Origin of the sequence: Mesorhizobium amorphae, from assembly GCF_014843845.1 — a bacterium.
Taxonomy (GTDB): Bacteria; Pseudomonadota; Alphaproteobacteria; order Rhizobiales; family Rhizobiaceae; genus Mesorhizobium; species Mesorhizobium amorphae_A.
Window position 1 is genome coordinate 144,468 of sequence record NZ_JHQS01000016.1, and the last position, 17,634, is coordinate 162,101.

Consider the following 17,634-nt stretch of genomic DNA (forward strand, 5'->3'; position numbering starts at 1 on the left):
GGTCAGTTCGAAAGCATGCGGTCGACCCAGCCGAGGAAGCCGCCTTCGGCCCGCACCGGCTCGAGCGCGGGTGCGGCCACCGAAGCGGCGCGTTGGGTGTGGGCACGCGGCGGCAGGTACTTGTTGGTCGGGCGATAGCCCATCTCGGGCATCAGGTCGACACCGCCGCGATCCGCCACCAACTGAGAAACCGCCGAGGCGGGGTCGCCGAGGTCGCCGAAATGCCGCGCGCTGGTCGGGCAGGCGGCGACGCAGGCCGGCACGCGGTCTTCCTCGGCCAGATTGTCGTTGTAGATGCGGTCGACACAGAGCGTGCATTTCTTCATGACGCCGACATCGGTATCGAATTCGCGCGCCCCATAGGGGCAGGCCCAGCTGCACAATTTGCAGCCGATGCACTTGTCCTCATCGATCAGCACGATGCCGTCCGAGGCCCGTTTGTAGGAGGCTCCCGTCGGGCAGACGGTGACACAGGCTGGCGTCTCGCAATGCAGGCAGGAGCGCGGGAAGTTGACCGTCCGCCCGCCCATCTCGGTCGTGTGCTCATAGCTGTGCACGCGGTTGAACCAGACGCCATCGACATTGCTGCCATAGGGGTCGATGTCTGTCAGCGGCGCCATGTGGCCGCCGGTGTTCCACTCCTTGCAGGCGGTAACGCAGGCCTGGCAGCCGACGCAGGTGTCGAGGTCGATGACCAGGCCGAGCCTTTTGTCGGTGTGCGCGGGAAGGCAGGTCATTCGGCGGCTTCCCTGTTCATGCGGAATTCGGCGCCGAAGCGAAGCGTATCGGGCGCAGGCTCGAAACGCGGCGGCTGCAGGAAGCGTTCGAACTGCGGTTCGGTGAAACCGGCTTCTTCCGCCGCGCACTTGACGATGCGCACGCGCAGGTCGAACCACGCCGCCTGTCCGGTGACCGGGTCCGAATTCGAATAGCGCTTGCCGTTCGCATCGGCGGATGTCTGGTCGCCGATGATGTGGTTGAGCAGGAAGCCGCGATTGCACTCGGCAGCGTCGTCCTTCAGCCCCCAGCTGCCGCGGCGCTTGCCGATGGCGTTCCAGGTCCACACCGTATCCGGGTTGACGCCGTCGACCAGCTTGATCTGTCCCTTCACACGGCCATTGATGCTCTCGATCCACACCCAGTCATCATCGGCAAGGCCAAGCCCGGCTGCGGTCTGGTGGTGCACGAACAGCCGGTTCTGGCTGGTGATCTGCCTCAGCCACGCATTCTGCGAACCCCAGGAATGGTACATGTGCATCGGCCGCTGCGTCAGCGCATGCAACGGGTACTTTTCGAGGTCGACGGCTGCTTCCTCGAACGGCGCGTACCAGAACGGCAGCGGGTCCATATAGGTCTCGATGCGGTACCGCTCGGCTTCCGGCGGCTGCACCCGGCCATGGCCGCGCGCGGCGAGGCGGAAGCGCTGCATCGGCTCGGAATAGAGTTGGAAGACGATTGGCTCGGCCTTCGGGATGAACCCCATCTGCTCGGCGAAGTCGAGATAGGAGCGGTTGGCCATCTTGTAGTAGCGTTGGTCATCAGCGAAGTCGTGATGCCAGAAGCCGCCATTGTCGATGTAGCGCTGCAGCTGGTCCGGATTGACCGCGCCGCTGCCGATCGCCGTCCCGTCCCTGCCGCGCCAGCCGGCCAGCGGCCCGATGCCGGGCGTGCGTTCGTGATTGACGATGTAGTCGGCATAATCGCGGTACTTGGCCGAGCCGTCGTCGTTAATGAAGCCGGGCAGGCCGAGCCGCGCACCGAGCTCGATCAGCACCGACTGGAACGGCCTGACGTCGCGGTCCGGCTCGACCACCGGATGACGGATGGCGTCGCCCGGACCGTCGGCGTGACTGATCGGCCTGTCGAGCAGGCTGATGCAGTCGTGTCTTTCGAGATAGGTCGTATCGGGCAGCACCAGATCGGCGAACGGCACCGTCTCGGAATAGTAGGCGTCGGAATAGATGATGAAGGGGATCTTGTAGCGGCCCTCCTCGTCTGCGTCGGTCAGCATGGCGATGGTCTCGACGGTGTTCATCGAGGAATTCCAGGCCATGTTCGACATGTACATCAACAGCGTGTCGATCCGGTAGGGATCGCCGGCCCAGGCATTGCGGATGACGGTGTGCATCAGGCCGTGCGCGGCCAATGGCGCGTCCCAGGAATAGGCCTTGTCGATGCGGATGGGCGTGCCGGCCTCGTCGACCAAGAGATCGTCCGGCCCGCAGACGAAGCCGAGCGGCATGCCCTCGAGCGGCGTCATCGGCTGAACATTCCTGCCCGCGGGCTTCGGCCCCGGCGGCGCCGGGCGGGGATAAGGCGGCTTGAAGCGGAATCCGCCCGGCACGTCCACCGTGCCGAGCAGCACCTGCAACAGATGAATGGCGCGGCAGGAGTGAAAACCGTTCGAATGGGCCGAGATACCGCGCATGGCGTGCATCGACACCGGCCGGCCCTTGATCGTCTCATGGCGGCGGCCAGCCCAGTCGGTCCACGCCACCGGCAACTCGATAGTCTGTTCGAACGCGACATGCGCCAACTCGGCGGCGACCTTGCGTATCGTGTCGGCGGGAATGCCGCAGCGCTCGGCGACCGCGTCGGGCGAATAGTTCTCGTCGAGATAACGGTCGGCAACGAGCTGGAATACCGGCACACAGCGACGGCCGTCGACGGTGAAACTGCCGGTCAGCGCCGGCTTTGCATTTGGGTCGGCTGCGGCGAAAGACGTCTTCGCCACCCTGTCCCAGGCCAGCGGATTGCCGGCGCCATCGCGCATGAACAACCCATCATCGGCAGCGCCAGGCTCCTGCACGACAAGCACATGCGCGTTGGTGTAGCGCAGCAGATAATCGAGATCGACGCGGCCGGCCTTGAGCAGTTCGTGGATGAGGGCGAACACGAACAGGCCGTCGGTGCCGGGCCGGATGCCGATCCAGTCGTCGGCAATCGCATTGTAGCCGGTGCGGCACGGATTGATCGAGACTACCTTGGCGCCGCGCGCCTTGAGCTTGCCCAGGCCGATCTTGATCGGATTGGAATCATGGTCCTCGGCGACACCGAACAGCATGAAGTATTTGGTGTTGTCCCAGTCGGGTTCGCCGAACTCCCAGAACGAGCCGCCGATCGTGTAGAGGCCGCCGGCCGCCATGTTGACCGAGCAGAAGCCGCCATGGGCGGCGAAGTTCGGCGTGCCGAACTGGCTCGCCCACCAGCCGGTCAGCGACTGCGACTGGTCGCGCCCGGTGAAGAACGCAAGTTTCTTCGGATCGGTCCGGTGGATCGACGAAAGCCGCTCCGTCGCAATCGAAAAGGCTTCCTCCCATTCGATCTCGCGGAATTCTCCCGAGCCGCGCGGGCCGGCGCGCAGCAGCGGCTTCTTCAGCCGTGCCGGGCTGTAATGCTGCATGATGCCGGAACTGCCCTTGCCGCAGATCACGCCGCGATTGACCGGGTGGTCCTTGTTGCCGTTGATGTAACGGACCTTGCCGTCCTTGATGTGGACGTCGATGCCGCAGCGGCAGGCGCACATGTAGCAGGTGGTCTTGGCGATCCTGTCGGAAACGCTCGGCGAGGTGTCGACTCCGTCGCCTTCGTCGGGTGCGCGCGTGTCGGCCAGCGGCCGTTGCGACGGTGCGGAATTGGCGCCGCGCGGCGCTCCGTAGCTCATGATCCGCGAACGCTCTTGCCGCTCGCCGTCCTGGCTTTCGTCTTCGGTCCAGGGCCGCGCATGTAATGCTGTTCAGGGTGGTAGCGCTCGCCGGCGAACTGCCGCCTTACCTGGCGGGTCCAGTGCGCGAACAGCGATTTGAAGCGCCCGATCAATTTCCCAACCTTTGCGGCGGTCCCGCCAATTTTTTCCAACTTCCTGCAAAAATTTAGAACAAAGCAATTGATCTGTCTAACAAGCTGCTCTTGTAATTCCGATCGAATTTGCTTCTTAGTTGATCATGACTCTCGACCAGTTGCGCATCTTCGTCGCCGTCGCAGAGCGCGGCCACATGACCAAGGCGGCAGCGCTTTTGGGCATCTCCCAGTCGGCGGCATCGGCCGCCATCCGCGCGCTTGAACAGCAGCATGGTGTGCAGCTGTTCAACCGGGTCGGCCGCAACATCGAGCTGGCGCAGACCGGTCGCCGGTTCCTGCCAGAGGCCAAGGCCGTGCTCGAACGAGCGGCCGCCGCAAGCAACGTGCTCGAGGATGTCTCGCAGACCGTCACCGGCTCGCTTTCGATCGCCGCCAGCCAGACCATCGCCAGCTATTGGCTGCCGCGCCGGCTGGCTTCCTTCCATGAGGCGTACCCTGCCGTCAGGCTGAGCGTCACCATCGGCAACACCAGGCAGGTCGAGACCCATGTTTTGGACGGCACGGCGGATTTCGGCCTAGTCGAGGGGCGCACCGAATCCGACATCTTGCGGCGCGCCAAGGTCGACATCGACAGGCTGAAGCTTGTCGTCGCCACCTCGCATCCGGAGATTGCCGACATCGCGCCGGGCCGCCCCGACATCAGGGAACTGCGCTGGATCATCCGCGAGGGCGGTTCCGGCACGCGCGAGGTGCTGGAGGATCTGGCGCGCCGCGAGGGGATTTCACTCGCCGAGCTGCAGATATTCCTGGTGCTGCCGAGCAACGAGGCAATCCGTCAGGTGGTCGAAGCCGGCGCCGGCGCCACCGTCATTTCCGAACTCGTCGTCACCGGCGCGATTGCCGAAGGCAGCCTGCGCTCGGTGCCGATCGACCTGCCGAAGCGTGACTTCGCCATCATCACCCACCGCGACCGTCAGGCCAGCCTCGCCCAGATGGCATTGAAGGCCCATCTGAGCGAGAAGGCGATGGCTTCAGCCTAGTTGGATCAGCCGAACTTCCGCTGGGCATCGAGCGCCAGGCCGAGCCCGACCGAACCGAACATGTCGCCTTCGATGACGGAGGCTTGCGGCACCAGTTCCAGGATATGCCGCCTCGCCAGCGGGATTGCCGTCGATCCGCCGGTCAGGAACACGGCGGTGATGTCGGAAGCCTTTACACCAGCGTCGCTGATGGTCTGGCCGACCGTCGCGGTCACGCTGTCGATATCGCCGCCGATCGTCGCTTCGAGGCCTGCCCGCGTGATTTCTGCGGCGAAGCGCGCGTCGGGAAGCGGGACCTGCACGCCGGCCGAGGGTTGGTCCGTCAGTGCGATCTTGGCCTTTTCGACCAAACCTGCCAGCGCATGTCCGTAGCGATGTTCGACGATATGGATGAAGCGGTCGACCAGGTCGGCGCGTTCGGCCTCGAAGCGGATTTGTCTCAGATGCGTCATCGCCCTGGCGGTGTAGACGAGGTTGATGCGCTGCCATGTCGCCAGGTCGATGAAATAGCTGGCCGGCAAATTGCGCTTGCCGTCCTTGGTCGGCGTCAGATAGCCGAGTTGCGGCATCACATGGGCGATGCTCAGCAGCCGGTCGAAATCGGTGCCGCCGATGTGGACGCCCCGGTTGGCCAGGATGTCGTCCTTGCGATCGGTCGAGCGGGCTCGCTCGGGCGAGACGCGCACGATCGAAAAGTCCGACGTGCCGCCGCCCATGTCGACGATCAGCGCCAGTTCCTCGCGCGTGACCTTCTGTTCGTAGTCGAGCGCCGCGGCGATCGGCTCGAACTGGAAAGCAATGTGCTTGAAGCCCTGGATGCGCGCTGCGTTCTCGATCTCGCCTTGCGCCTTCGCATCGGCTTCCGCGTCATCGTCGACGAACTGCACCGGACGCCCAAGCACCACGTTTTCGACGGGCGCCTTGGCATCTTCCTCCAGCCGCCCTTTCAAGTGGCCGACGAACAGCCCGACGATTTCCATGAAGCCGATCGAGCGCGCCTTGATGCGCGTCTTCTCATGCACCAGCGAACTGCCGAGCACGCTCTTCAGCGAGCGCATCAGGCGGCCTTCGATGCTGTCGGTATAGTCGGCGATGGCCCGGCGCCCGAAATAGGTGTGGTTGTCGTCGAAGTTGAAGAACACAGCACTTGGCAGCGTCACCTGGCCGTCCTCCAGCGCCACCAGCCGCGGCTGTCCGTCGCGGATCACGCCGACGGTGGAATTGGACGTGCCGAAGTCGATACCCCCGAATGCTGGTCGCATCGCAGTTTCCTGTCGCTTTTTCTGGGGCAGCGGGACGGAGCCTTGTCAGCTGCGCCGATGTCCGGGTGACCGGACCTTTCTGCCGAACCGGATTGTGATGTGCGCTTGTTGCGCCGGGAGGCGGCGGTCTAGCGCATGAGCCCGCAAAGGGGAACAGGCTTTCGCGAGGAAATCTAGTCTTTGCGGAAGATCAGCCTTCCAAGCCAGCCGGTGAGCATGGCGAGCGATACGGCGAAGACGCCGTAGAGGAAGGAATAGTCGTGCGCGACGCGGAAGACCGACTGTTCGAAACCGGATTTGCGGATTTCGAGCTGGGCCGAGCTCTCCTTGATGAACATGCCGCTCTTGAACAGGAAGGCGCGGGCCTTGTGGGTGCCGACCGGGACATTGGGCGCCAGCCTGACGGTGGCGCGAAACAGGTTCTGCGACAGGAACTGCACGCCGCCGACATTCTCGCTGTAGAGGCCGGTCGCGGTCTTGCGGTCCCTCAGCGCGGCGGTGAACTCCTCGATCGTCGCCGGGCTGTCGGTCACGTCAGCTGGCTTCATGTAGAGATTGGAGGCGCCGAGCGACAGTTGCTTGTAGCTGTTCGGATCGGTGACATCCTGCAGCGGGCGCGTGGTTGCCACCGAATAGGAGACCGGCACGTTCTCGAAGGTCTCCGACTCCAGATTGATCCAGACGCCAAGCACCCTGTCTTTGCGCCGCACGACCACTGGCCGTGGCGGGCCTTCGAGCACGACAATCACGTCGTAGCGCCCCTGGCGCGCGACGAGCGGATCGGCATTTTCCAGCGAACCGAAGATGGTGAGGTCGGCGCCCGAAAACCCCGCCGTGATCGACACGGCGTCGGTCGACAGCCCGATCTGAATGCTTTCGGCCGGCGGCGTTTGCGCTACCGCAGGCAATGCGGCGGCGGCGAGCGACAGGAAAGCAGCGGCTGCGAACGCTTTCAGGCCCGCCATCAGTTCAGGCCCGCGGCGGACAGCGAATAGAGATTGGGCGGCGTGACGAAGAGATCGATGGCAAGCCGGATGGCGACCGCCAGCACCAACATCGCCAGCAGCGCCCGCAACTGCTCGCCACGCAGCTTCTGGCCGGCCTTGGCGCCATATTGCGCGCCGGCGACGCCGCCCGCCATCAGCAGGAAGGCAAGCATGACATCGACCGTCTGGTTGGTGGTGGCGTGGACCAGCGTGGTGTAGGCCGAGGTGAAGATGATCTGGAACAGCGAGGTGCCGATGACGACGTTGGTCGGCACCTTTAGCAGATAGATCAGTGCCGGCACCATGATGAAGCCGCCGCCGACGCCCATGATCGACGACAGGAAGCCGATGCCGGCGCCAAGCCCTAGCACCGGGATGACACTGACGAACAGTTTCGAGGCCCTGAAGCGCATCTTCAGCGGCAGCCGGTGGATCCAGTTGTGCTGGCCGGATTTCTTCAGCACAGGAGCGGCACCGCTGCGGGTGGCGCGCAGCGCGTTCACGCTTTCGACCAGCATCAGACCGCCGACCGTGCCGAGCAGCACAACATAGAGCAGCGAGATGAACAGGTCGAGCTGCCCCAGCCGGCGCAAAAGCGCAAAGACAAAGATGCCGCCGGTCGAACCGACAATGCCGCCGGCGAGCAGCACCCCGCCGAGTTTGAAGTCGAGCGTGCCGCGCTTCATGTGCGACAGCGCGCCCGAAAACGAGGATGCGATGACCTGGTTGGCGCCGGTGGCGACCGCGATCGCCGGCGGGATGTTGTAGAAGATCAGCAGCGGGGTGATGAGAAAGCCGCCACCCACCCCGAACATGCCCGACAGGAAGCCAACCGCCGCCCCCATGGCCAGCAGTACGAAGACGTTGACGGAAATTTCCGCGATCGGGAGATAGATGCCCACCCGTCAGTCTCGATCAGTTTGCCTGTCGGCGATTGCAGCCGTTGCGGCAGTGTCGCACCGAAAAGCCAATTTTTTCTTGCGCCGACGGCGCGGCCGGGGTGGAAACCCATGCCGCGCCGCCGAAACAAAAGACATCTCAATCAGTTAACAGGCAAATGTGTGGCAAGGGCGTCGCGGAAGCGACGCATATGCCGTTATTTGCGCGCCAGCAGCGCCTTTACCAGATCCGCGTCGATTTCGCCGGTCGCCTTCATCTTGTTATCGGTCTGGAAGGCTATGATCGCATCTTTGGTCTTCTGGCCCATCACACCGTCGGCGCCGCCGGCCTCGTAGCCGTTCTTGTTGAGGATGAGCTGGATGTTTTTGACCGCCTTCTTCATGTCGATGCTGGCGGTCGTCTGCGGCGTGCCCTCCTGCCAGGATTCGGGAATGTCGGCCGAATTGGCCGCCTGGTCGAGCGGCTTGGCCTTCCACAGCTCGGTGGCGGAGCGCGCCCGCTCCAACTGCTCGGGCCGCAGCGCATTGGCGATCTCGTCGCGCTTGGCCGCCGCATCCTTGTCGCCGGTCTTGGCGACGAGCGCGAACCATTTGTAGGATTCCTCCAGGTTCTGCTTCATGCCGACGCCCTTGGCGGCGAGGATGCCGAGATTGAACTGGCTGTCCTTGACGCCGAGGTCGGCCGCCGCCTGGAACCAGTGCGCCGCCGATTCATTGTCGGTCACGCCGTCCGCGGCCATGGCGAACAGCACGGCCAGATTGTGCATGGCGCTGGCGTTGCCCTGCGCTGCCGCCATCTGGTACCAGGTCTTGGCTTTCTTGATGTCGCGCGCGACGCCGATGCCCTTTTCGTAGAAATTGCCGATACGGTATTCCGCCGGTGCGAAGCCGAGCTCAGCCGATTTCTCGTACCATTTGGCGGCTGCCGCCATGTCTTCCTTGACGCCGCGCGACTCGGCAAAGCGCGAGCCGACCTCGAACAGCGCCTTGGCGTCGCCGCTGGCGGCCGCATCGCGCAGCGCCTGCGGGCCGGCATCGGCCGGAATGTCGATCTTGACCGCGGCTGCTGCCGTGGCGGTATTGGCGGGAGGAACGGCACCCGTGGTGTCCTGGGTCGGGGTCGGTGCGACCGGCGTGGCAGCCATTGGCTGGCTGTCCGCATCCGCCGGTTCCGTGGCCGCAGGTGCCGAGGCCGCAGCAGTTGGCTCCGTTGCATCGGAGGGTGCCGCTGATTCCATGGGGGCCGGCGCCGGCTCGGAAACGGCATCCATGGGCATATCGGCGCCTGATGGCGGGGCGGAGGCGGGTTGCGCCAGCATGTCGTCCTTGACTGTCGGCTCGGAAGGCTCCGCTTGTCTGACGGCACGGGCCGGCGCGTCCTGCGCCATGGCCTCTGCCTTCGGCTCGCTTGCGGCATTGACCGATGCGGTTTCCACCGGCTGCGGGGCGACGATCGGTGCAATGTCGTTGCTGGCCACCGGGGCAGGGTCGGAGAAGAAGGCTTTGCCCAGCTGCAGGCCGGCCAGCGCCAGCATGATCGCGGCCGCCGCCATCAGGATCGGCTTGCGCCGCGCCTTGAGCAGGTCGCCGATTCTGAGCGCCTTGACCGGTCCACTCATCGTCGACTGGCGCTTCAAAGCGTCGGCTTCGGCGGCGGCGGCTTGCGCGGCGCGCCTGGCAGCGGCGATGAAATCCGACTTTGCCGCGTCGCCCTCGCTGCGCTTGACCGGCTGGCCGCGCTCGTCGCGCACGCGCTTCATGATGGCGTTGAGGTCGGGTGCGCCGGAGCCTGGCTCCAGCGGCCGGTTGGCAAGCTTCGGGTCGAGCGGCTCGTCGAGATCGACGCTCGGTATGTCGGCATCGGGCGCCGAGCCGGCAAGCGGCGGCATATCCGTGTCCTTCTTGCCCCTGAAGGCGCGGGCCAGTCCGCCGAACATCGATTTCTTGCGGCCGGTCGTGTCTTTCTTGTCGGCGATCGTGTCCGAGCCGAGCGCCGCCATGGCGGCCGCGGCAGCCGCTTCAGCCGGCGAGCGCGGCGCAGGTTCGCCACGCATGACCGGTTCGCCACGCGTAGCCGGTTCGTTGCGCAGGATGGCGGCGGCGCGGCCATCGAGGTCGGCCATGTCTCCGGTCAACGGCAGCGGCTGGTCGATATCCATCGACGGTGCGTCCTGCACCGCGATCTTGGAGCCGCGTGTACTCCGCTTGGCTGTTGGCTGCGGGTCCACGAGTTCGCTGACGGCCTCAATCGATTCGCTGGTTTCCAGCGAGCCCAGACGATCGACGATCTTGAGCAGCGTGTCGTGGATGGCCTCGAAGGTGCGCGAATTGCGCTCGTCCGAGCGGCGTGTCAGGGATTCGAGCGTCTTCAGGTCCTGGGCGAGGCCGCTGACGGCTGCCGTGTTGGCGCTCGTATCGGCCATCGAGCGCACTGCGCTCTCGGCCGCCTCGCGCGCCGCGCTGAGGATGGAATCGCGGGTTCCGGCCAACGACTTCTCGATCTCGTTGAGACGCGGGCTGATATCCTCGAATTCCGGCAGCGGCGTGCCGGGCTTGGTCAGATGCGCCGAAAGGCCGGAAACCTGCGCCTCCAGGCTGCGGATGAGTGCCGGGTCGATGCCGGCGACCTGCGCGGCCGACGATTCCAGCCGGCTTGAAATGTCTTCAAGCCGGCTCTCCAGGCCACGGATCGCCGCTTCGTTGGCGGGATCGGGAACCCGTGTCTCCAAGCGCTTTGCCAAAGCGGTGAAGCGGGCATCGATGGCGTCCATGATGCCGCCGCTGTCGGCCTGCGGCATGCGCTGGTCCAGCCTGTCGGCAACTTCCTCCAGCCGCCGCTCGAGATCGCGAAACAGCATGTTGCCCTGTTCGATCGCGTCGCCCTGGCGGCGTTCCATGATCCCGGACAGCGCGTCGAAGCGCTGTTCCAGACCCTGGAAGATATAGTCGGCGTCCGGCATGGCCGGCGCGCGGTCTATTCTGTCGGCAATCAGCGCGATCTGCTTGCCTAGCCGCTCCATCGCCTGTTCCGGCAGGTTGGCGCGACCGGCCAGTTCGTCGACACGGCTCGACAGCATGTTGAGGCGGTCGATGACTTCACCGCTTGGCTGAGCCTGCGTGACCTCTTCGATCTGCTGCGCCAGCGAGGCGATCCGCCTCTCGATGCGCTCGAAGGGCTCGGCATCGAAGGCGTTGGCCTGCGCCGCGACGGTCGAGGCGACGATGGCGCGTGAAATCTCGTCCAGCCGCTCGTCGATCAAGCCGAACGTGTCGCTGCTGCGATTGCTCTGCTGGCTGACGAAATGGTCGACGGCGCCGGCAAGTGTGCGGACCTTTTCCTCCAGCGACCGCAGCGACAGCGATTCCGGCAGATTGTTGACCGCACTGCTGATCTGCTCGAGCCGCTCGGTCAGCGCCGAAAGGCCGGCACCGTCGGAGCGCTTGCGCTGATCGGCGTCGACGCGGTCCTCGAAAGCGCTCCAGCGGCGGTCGAAGTCGTCCCAGCGGCGATCGACCGCCTGCACGCTCTCCTCGCGCGCCAACGTGTCGAGTGCCGCCTTGACTTGCTCCACCTCGAGCCGCAGCATGTTGACGCTTCTGTCGTCGCTCTTTTCGGCCAGCGTCTGGATGGCGCCCGAAAGCCGCTCGAATTCGACGCCGAGTTCGGCGCTGCTCTTGCCCGCCTGGCCGCCCGATTGCCCGCTTGCCTGGAAGGCCCGCTCGATGTCCTTGCGCAGCGCGTCGAATTCGCGCTTCAGCCCGGCGGTCATCTGGTGGCGCAGCTCCTCGCGCAGGCCGCGCAATTCGCCGGCGATCTTGCCGACCACGGCGACGCTGTCCTCCTGGCCGCGCACGCGGTCGATGTCGCGTGCGATCGCCTGATAGTTCTGGTCGAAGGCAGGTGCTGACGGCGCCGGGCTCTTCGGCCGCGGCGCGGGCTGTGGGTCCTCGTACCAGCGCTGCTGGTTATAGGGCTGGGCGCTGGCGTAACGCGGTTCGGCTGCAGGCCGGCGCGGTTCGAAACGTTCGGCGGTATCCTCGCGCGTCCGCTCCAGCCGCTGTTCCAGCGTTTCGAGCGAGCGGTTCAGCTGCTCGAGCGTGGTGGTCGGCTTGCGCTGCCTGCCGGCATTGAGTGTATCGAGATAGGACCGCTTGCTGTTCATCGATGCGCCCGTGTTCAGAATGGCCGGCTCGTGACCGGATTCCCCAAAATCCTGCCGGGAACGAAGACGACCGCGCGGTTCTGCTGCGGTGGAAGACAAGCCTCCCGGGTTTTCACCCGCGCTTCGAAAAACCGTGAAAAATTCGCTACAGGATAAACACGGGTGACCGACATGCGCACATTTCACCCAACGTGGTAAACAACGCGTTAACCAAGCTTAAGAAGTTGCAACATCCTTGACGGACTGCCTGTCGGGTGCGGCATAAAGTTCTGGTCCGAGAACGCCCTTGCGTCATGAGACGGCTATCGGTATAGCATTGACGTAAACGTAAACGGTGCGCAGATCCCGCCTTTTGCGATTTTGTTTGTTGAAACCACGACTGGAAGCATGCCCCCGCTTCCACTCAGGCGACGCAAGGTCCCGGACCGCGATGCCACCAGACGGGGAAAGCCAGTGACCATGAAACTTGTTTCGGCCGGCGAAGCCGCGGCCAATACCAATGACATACCGAACGATGCCGGCGAGGATCTTGTCCGCATCGGCGAGATGGCCAAGAAATACGGCGTCACGCTGCGCACCTTGCGCTTCTACGAGGACAAGGGCCTTCTCAATCCGCAGCGCGACGGTTCGACCCGTCTCTATACGCGCCGCGACAGGGCAAGGCTGAAGCTGATCCTGCTCGGCCGCAAGGTCGGGTTCTCGCTGCGCGACGTCAAGCAAATGATGGATCTCTACGATCCGACCGGCTCCAACACCAAGCAGCTGCGGCTGGCGCTGGACAAGTCCGAGAAGCAGCTTACCCGCCTGCAGAAGCAGCGGGCGCTCATCGAGGATGCCATCAACGAGCTCAGCGGCTCGATGGCCGCCGTGCGGCAGATGCTCGCCGAGCGTTCGGCGCCGCAAGCCAGCGCGGCCAGCTGATCCGCCGGCATTAGGCAAACCGCCTGACCAATGAGAGCCGCGCGGCCCGTGCCGCGCGGCTCTTTGCATTACTCCCTCACGAAGAGATGCGTCCGCTGCGCTGGCGTCCTTGACGACGGACCGTTACCGTCCCGATGCACGATGCCAGGGAAAATTTGTCGCAACGTCAAAAATTGACGTTTACGCAAACGTCAATTTTTGCTATCCGGGCTTCAACATTGGTCCGTCTGCCGCGCACGGCACGATTTTGGGCCAAGACCGCATGGTGGAGGAAACGCATGCCGATCTACAGGGCCCCGGTCCAGGACACGCTGTTCGTTCTCAACGACGTGCTGGGCTACCAGCGCTATTCCAATCTTCCCGGATTCTCCGACGCGACGCCCGATGTAGTCGAGGCGATCCTCGCCGAAGGCGCCAAGCTCGCAGAGAACGTCATGCACCCGTTGAACCGTGTCGGCGACATGGAAGGCTGCGTGCGCCATGACGACGGCTCGGTGACGACGCCGAAGGGCTTCAAGGAAGCCTTCGACCAGTATCGCGAAGGTGGCTGGATGGGGCTGGCCGCACCGGTCGAGTTCGGCGGCCAGGGCCTTCCCTATGCGGTGCACACCGCGGTTGCCGAATATATGGTCTCCGCCAACATGGCGCTGATGATGTACCCCGGCCTGACGCAAGGCGCGATCGCGGCCATCATCACCCACGGCACCGATGCGCAGAAGGCGACTTGGCTGCCGAAAATGGTCGAGGGCGCCTGGACCGGCACCATGAACCTGACCGAGCCGCATTGCGGCACCGATCTAGGCCTGCTGCGCACCAAGGCCGTGCCCAACGGCAACGGCACCTACAAGATTTCCGGCCAGAAGATCTTCATCTCGGCTGGCGAGCACGACATGGCGGATAACATCGTCCATCTGGTGCTGGCCCGTATCGAAGGCGCGCCGGAGGGGGTGAAGGGCATTTCGCTGTTCATCGTGCCGAAGCTCAAGCTCGATGGCTCGGGCAATCCCGGCGAGAAGAACACGCTCTCCTGCGGTTCGATCGAGGAGAAGATGGGCATCCACGGCAATTCGACCTGCGTCATGAACTATGACGAGGCCGAAGGCACGTTGCTCGGCGAGGCCAATGGCGGCCTGAAGGCGATGTTCACGATGATGAACGAGGCCCGTCTCGGCGTCGGCCTGCAAGGACTTTCGCTGTCGGAGATCGCCTACCAGAACGCCGTGTCCTACGCCAAGGACCGCCTGCAGGGCCGTTCGCTGTCAGGCGCCAAGGCGCCGGACAAGAAGGCCGACCCGATCATCGTCCATCCCGACATCCGCCGTGCGCTGATGACCATGAAGGCCTTCAACGAGGCCGGCCGCGCGCTGGCGCTGTGGACTGCGATCAAGTCCGACATCGCCCACCGCTCGGGCGACGACAAGGATCGCCAGTCGGCGGACGACTACACCAGCCTGCTGACGCCGGTGGTCAAGGGCGTGCTCACCGACAAGGGCTTCGACCATGCCGTCATAGCGCAGCAGGTGTTCGGCGGCCACGGCTATATCGAAGAGCACGGCATGAGCCAGTTCGTGCGCGACGCCCGCATCGCCATGATCTATGAAGGCGCCAACGGCATCCAGGCGCTCGACCTCGTCGGCCGCAAGCTCGCGCTCAACGGCGGCCGCGCCGTGCAGGCCTTCTTCAAGGAGGTCGGCGAGTTCTGCGAGGAAAACCGCGCCGACGAGAAGATGGCGCCCTTCACCAAGGCGCTGAAAAAGGGCCTCAACGACCTGCAGGCGGCGACCATGTGGCTGGTGCAGAACGGCATGGCCAAGCCCGACAATGCCGGTGCCGCCTCGACCGACTACATGCATCTCTTCGGCCTGGTGGCGCTGGGCTATATGTGGGCGCAGATGGCCAAGGCGGCCCGGGTGAAACTGGCCGACGGCGCCAACGGTCCGGCGTCCTTCTACGACAACAAGCTGGTGACGGCGCGCTTCTTCATGGAGCGGATCATGCCGGAGACCTCGGCACATCTCGCCCGCATTTCCAGTGGCGCGGACACACTAATGGCGCTGCCGGCGGAAGCGTTCTAGGTTTGGCGGGCCGGTACGCCGGCCCACAATTGTCGGAACGCGGAGGAAATCGTGGCGACAAATCCAGCCGAAGTTCTTGGCCTGCCGAAGCCCGCCTGGGCGGCGGACGAGGTCGGCATGCTCTACGACATGGCGCATCGCTTCATGTCGGAAGAAATCGCGCCGCGCTACGACGAGTTCGAGAAGAACGAGATGGTCGACCGCGAGAGCTGGCTGAAGGCCGGTTCCGCCGGCCTGCTCTGTGCCTCGATGCCGGAGGAATATGGCGGCTCCGGCGGCACCTTTGCGCATGAGAGCGCCATCATCGAGGCGATCGGCCATGTCGGCGTCGACGGCTTCGGCATCGGCCTGCACAATTCGATCGTCGCCCCCTACATCCTCCACTACGGCTCGGAGGAGCAGAAGAAGAAGTGGCTGCCGAAGCTGGCGACCGGCGAGTTGATCGGCGCCATCGCCATGACCGAGCCGGGTGCCGGCTCCGACCTGCAGGGCGTCAAGACGCGCGCCGAAAAGGACGGCAACCAGTACAGGATCAACGGTTCGAAGACCTTCATCACCAACGGCCAGCTCGCCAATTTCGTCATCGTCGTCACCAAGACCGATCCGGCCAAGGGCGCCAAGGGCACGTCGCTGATCGTCGTCGAGACCGACGAGGTCGATGGCTTCGAGCGCGGCCGCAACCTCGATAAGATCGGGCTCAAGGCCAACGATACGTCGGAGCTGTTCTTCAACGACATGCGCGTGCCGACCTCCAACCTCCTCGGCCACGAGGAAGGTCAGGGCTTCATCCAGCTGATGCAGCAATTGCCGCAGGAGCGGCTGCAGATCGGCACCGGGGCGATTGCCATGATCGAGCGGGCGCTTGCGCTGACCATCGACTACGTCAAGGAGCGCAAGGCCTTCGGCAAGGCGATCATCGACTTCCAGAACACCCAGTTCAAGCTGGCCGAGCTGAAGACCGAGGCGACCATTGGCCGCGTCTTCTACAATGACTGCGTTGCCCGCCACATCGATGGCGGCCTCGACCCGGTAACCGCCTCGATGGCCAAATACTGGCTGTCCGACCTGCAGGGCAAAGTCGTCGACGAATGCCTTCAATTGCATGGCGGCTATGGCTACATGAATGAATACCCGATCGCCCGCATGTACCGCGACGCCCGCGTCCAGCGCATCTACGGCGGCACCAACGAGATCATGAAATTGCTGATCGGACGCTCTCTCTGAGCAGCTTTCAGCGAACCCAAGGAGCATGAAAATGGCCGAAGCTTATGTCTATGACGCCGTGCGCACGCCGCGCGGCAAGGGCAAGAAGGATGGCTCGCTGCACGAAGTGCCGGCGGTAAGGCTGGGCGCCAAGGTGCTGGAGGCGTTGCGCGACCGCAACGGGCTCGACACCGGCGCCGTCGACGACATCATCTTCGGCTGCGTCGACCCGGTCGGCGAGGCCGGTTCCGTCATTCCGCGCGCCGCCGCTTTCGAGGCCGGCTACGACACCAAGGCACCCGGCATGCAGCTCTCGCGCTTCTGCGCGTCCGGCCTTGACGCCATAAATTTCGGCGCCGCCAAGATCGCGCAGGGCGCCGACGAGATCGTCATTGCCGGGGGCGTCGAATCGATGTCGCGCGTCGGCATGGGCGCGTCCGGCGGCGCCTGGTTCATGGACCCTTCGGTCGGGCTGCCCGGCTGGTTCGTGCCGCAAGGCATCTCGGCCGACCTGATCGCCACCAAGTACGGTTTTTCGCGCGATGACGTCGACGCCTATGCGGTCGAGAGCCAGAAGCGCGCCGCCAAGTCCTGGGCCGACGGCCGCTTCAAGAATTCGGTGATCCCGATCAAGGACCAGAATGGGCTCACCATCCTCGACCATGACGAGCACATGCGGCCCTCGACCGACATGCAGTCGCTGGCCTCGCTCAACCCGTCCTTCGTCATGCCCGGCGAAATGGGCGGCTTCGATGCCGTCGCGGTGCAGAAGCACCCCGAGGTCGAAGAGGTCAATCACGTCCACCATGCCGGCAATTCGTCCGGCATCGTCGATGGCGCCGCTGCCGTGCTGCTCGGCTCCAAGAAGGCCGGCAAGGCGATGGGGCTGAAGCCGCGCGCGCGCATCCGCGCCTTCGCCAATATCGGCTCCGAGCCGGTGCTGATGCTGACCGGCCCGGTCGACGTCACCGAGAAGCTTTTGCAGCGCGCCAAGATGAAGCTGTCGGACATCGACCTGTTCGAGCTCAACGAGGCCTTCGCCTCGGTGGTGCTGCGCTACATGCAGGCCTTCGACATCCCGCATGACCAGATCAACGTCAATGGTGGCGCGATCGCCATGGGCCATCCGCTTGGTGCCACCGGCGCGATGATCTTCGGCACCGTGCTGGACGAACTGGAGCGCCGCGACCTCAACACCGCGCTGGTGACGCTGTGCATCGGTGCCGGCATGGGCACTGCAACCATCATCGAACGCGTCTGATTTTCGGCCGGAAGGAGAAAGAC

General features: G+C 64.6%; 11 protein-coding genes. 5 read left to right on the forward strand and 6 right to left on the reverse strand.

The genetic code is table 11. The annotated features are described in order from the left end of the window. Window positions 1–2 precede the first annotated feature (2 nt). Both DH08_RS10210 and DH08_RS10215 read right to left on the reverse strand, forming a co-directional pair. The gene (locus DH08_RS10210) at window positions 3–737 is read right to left on the reverse strand and encodes a 4Fe-4S dicluster domain-containing protein (protein ID WP_192179180.1); all 735 of its coding nucleotides are present in this window, start codon (window positions 735–737) and stop codon (window positions 3–5) included. Then, entirely contained in the window at window positions 734–3,664 is a 2,931-nt protein-coding gene (locus DH08_RS10215; RefSeq protein ID WP_192179181.1) for a molybdopterin oxidoreductase family protein, read from the reverse strand. The genes DH08_RS10210 and DH08_RS10215 overlap by 4 nt, the downstream gene beginning before the upstream one ends. Window positions 3,665–3,944: 280 nt before the next feature. Here DH08_RS10215 and DH08_RS10220 point away from each other — a divergent pair, with 280 nt between their 5' ends. Continuing rightward, a complete protein-coding gene (locus tag DH08_RS10220) occupies window positions 3,945–4,841 on the forward strand; it encodes a LysR family transcriptional regulator (protein WP_192179218.1) in 897 nt (298 codons plus the stop codon). 5 nt (window positions 4,842–4,846) lie between these two features. On the opposite strand, the gene DH08_RS10225 is transcribed toward DH08_RS10220, so the two are convergent. The 4 genes from DH08_RS10225 to DH08_RS10240 all read right to left on the reverse strand — a co-directional run bounded on the left by DH08_RS10225 (window position 4,847) and on the right by DH08_RS10240 (window position 12,151). Beyond that, complete coding sequence (locus DH08_RS10225) at window positions 4,847–6,103, reverse strand: Hsp70 family protein (RefSeq protein WP_192179182.1); 1,257 nt, start codon at window positions 6,101–6,103, stop codon at window positions 4,847–4,849. Window positions 6,104–6,276: 173 nt separating this feature from the next. Beyond that, complete coding sequence (locus DH08_RS10230; RefSeq protein ID WP_192179183.1) at window positions 6,277–7,068, reverse strand: TIGR02186 family protein; 792 nt, start codon at window positions 7,066–7,068, stop codon at window positions 6,277–6,279. Beyond that, entirely contained in the window at window positions 7,068–7,991 is a 924-nt protein-coding gene (locus tag DH08_RS10235; protein ID WP_192179184.1) for a TSUP family transporter, read from the reverse strand. The genes DH08_RS10230 and DH08_RS10235 overlap by 1 nt, the downstream gene beginning before the upstream one ends. A gap of 194 nt (window positions 7,992–8,185) precedes the next feature. Continuing rightward, window positions 8,186–12,151 carry a peptidoglycan-binding protein gene (locus tag DH08_RS10240; RefSeq protein WP_192179185.1) on the reverse strand — a complete coding sequence of 1,322 codons (3,966 nt, stop codon included), beginning with the start codon at window positions 12,149–12,151 and terminating at the stop codon, window positions 8,186–8,188. 459 nt (window positions 12,152–12,610) lie between these two features. Between DH08_RS10240 and DH08_RS10245 the strand changes: the two genes are divergently transcribed. The 4 genes from DH08_RS10245 to DH08_RS10260 all read left to right on the forward strand — a co-directional run bounded on the left by DH08_RS10245 (window position 12,611) and on the right by DH08_RS10260 (window position 17,611). Further along, window positions 12,611–13,072 carry a MerR family transcriptional regulator gene (locus DH08_RS10245; protein WP_192179186.1) on the forward strand — a complete coding sequence of 154 codons (462 nt, stop codon included), beginning with the start codon at window positions 12,611–12,613 and terminating at the stop codon, window positions 13,070–13,072. A gap of 278 nt (window positions 13,073–13,350) precedes the next feature. Then, the gene (locus tag DH08_RS10250) at window positions 13,351–15,147 is read left to right on the forward strand and encodes an acyl-CoA dehydrogenase (protein WP_192179187.1); all 1,797 of its coding nucleotides are present in this window, start codon (window positions 13,351–13,353) and stop codon (window positions 15,145–15,147) included. 51 nt (window positions 15,148–15,198) lie between these two features. After that, window positions 15,199–16,371 (forward strand): acyl-CoA dehydrogenase family protein, encoded by a 1,173-nt coding sequence (locus DH08_RS10255; RefSeq protein WP_192179188.1) that lies wholly within the window; start codon window positions 15,199–15,201, stop codon window positions 16,369–16,371. Window positions 16,372–16,402: 31 nt separating this feature from the next. After that, window positions 16,403–17,611, forward strand: a complete 1,209-nt coding sequence (locus tag DH08_RS10260; protein WP_192179189.1) for an acetyl-CoA C-acetyltransferase — start codon at window positions 16,403–16,405, stop codon at window positions 17,609–17,611. Window positions 17,612–17,634: the final 23 nt, after the last annotated feature.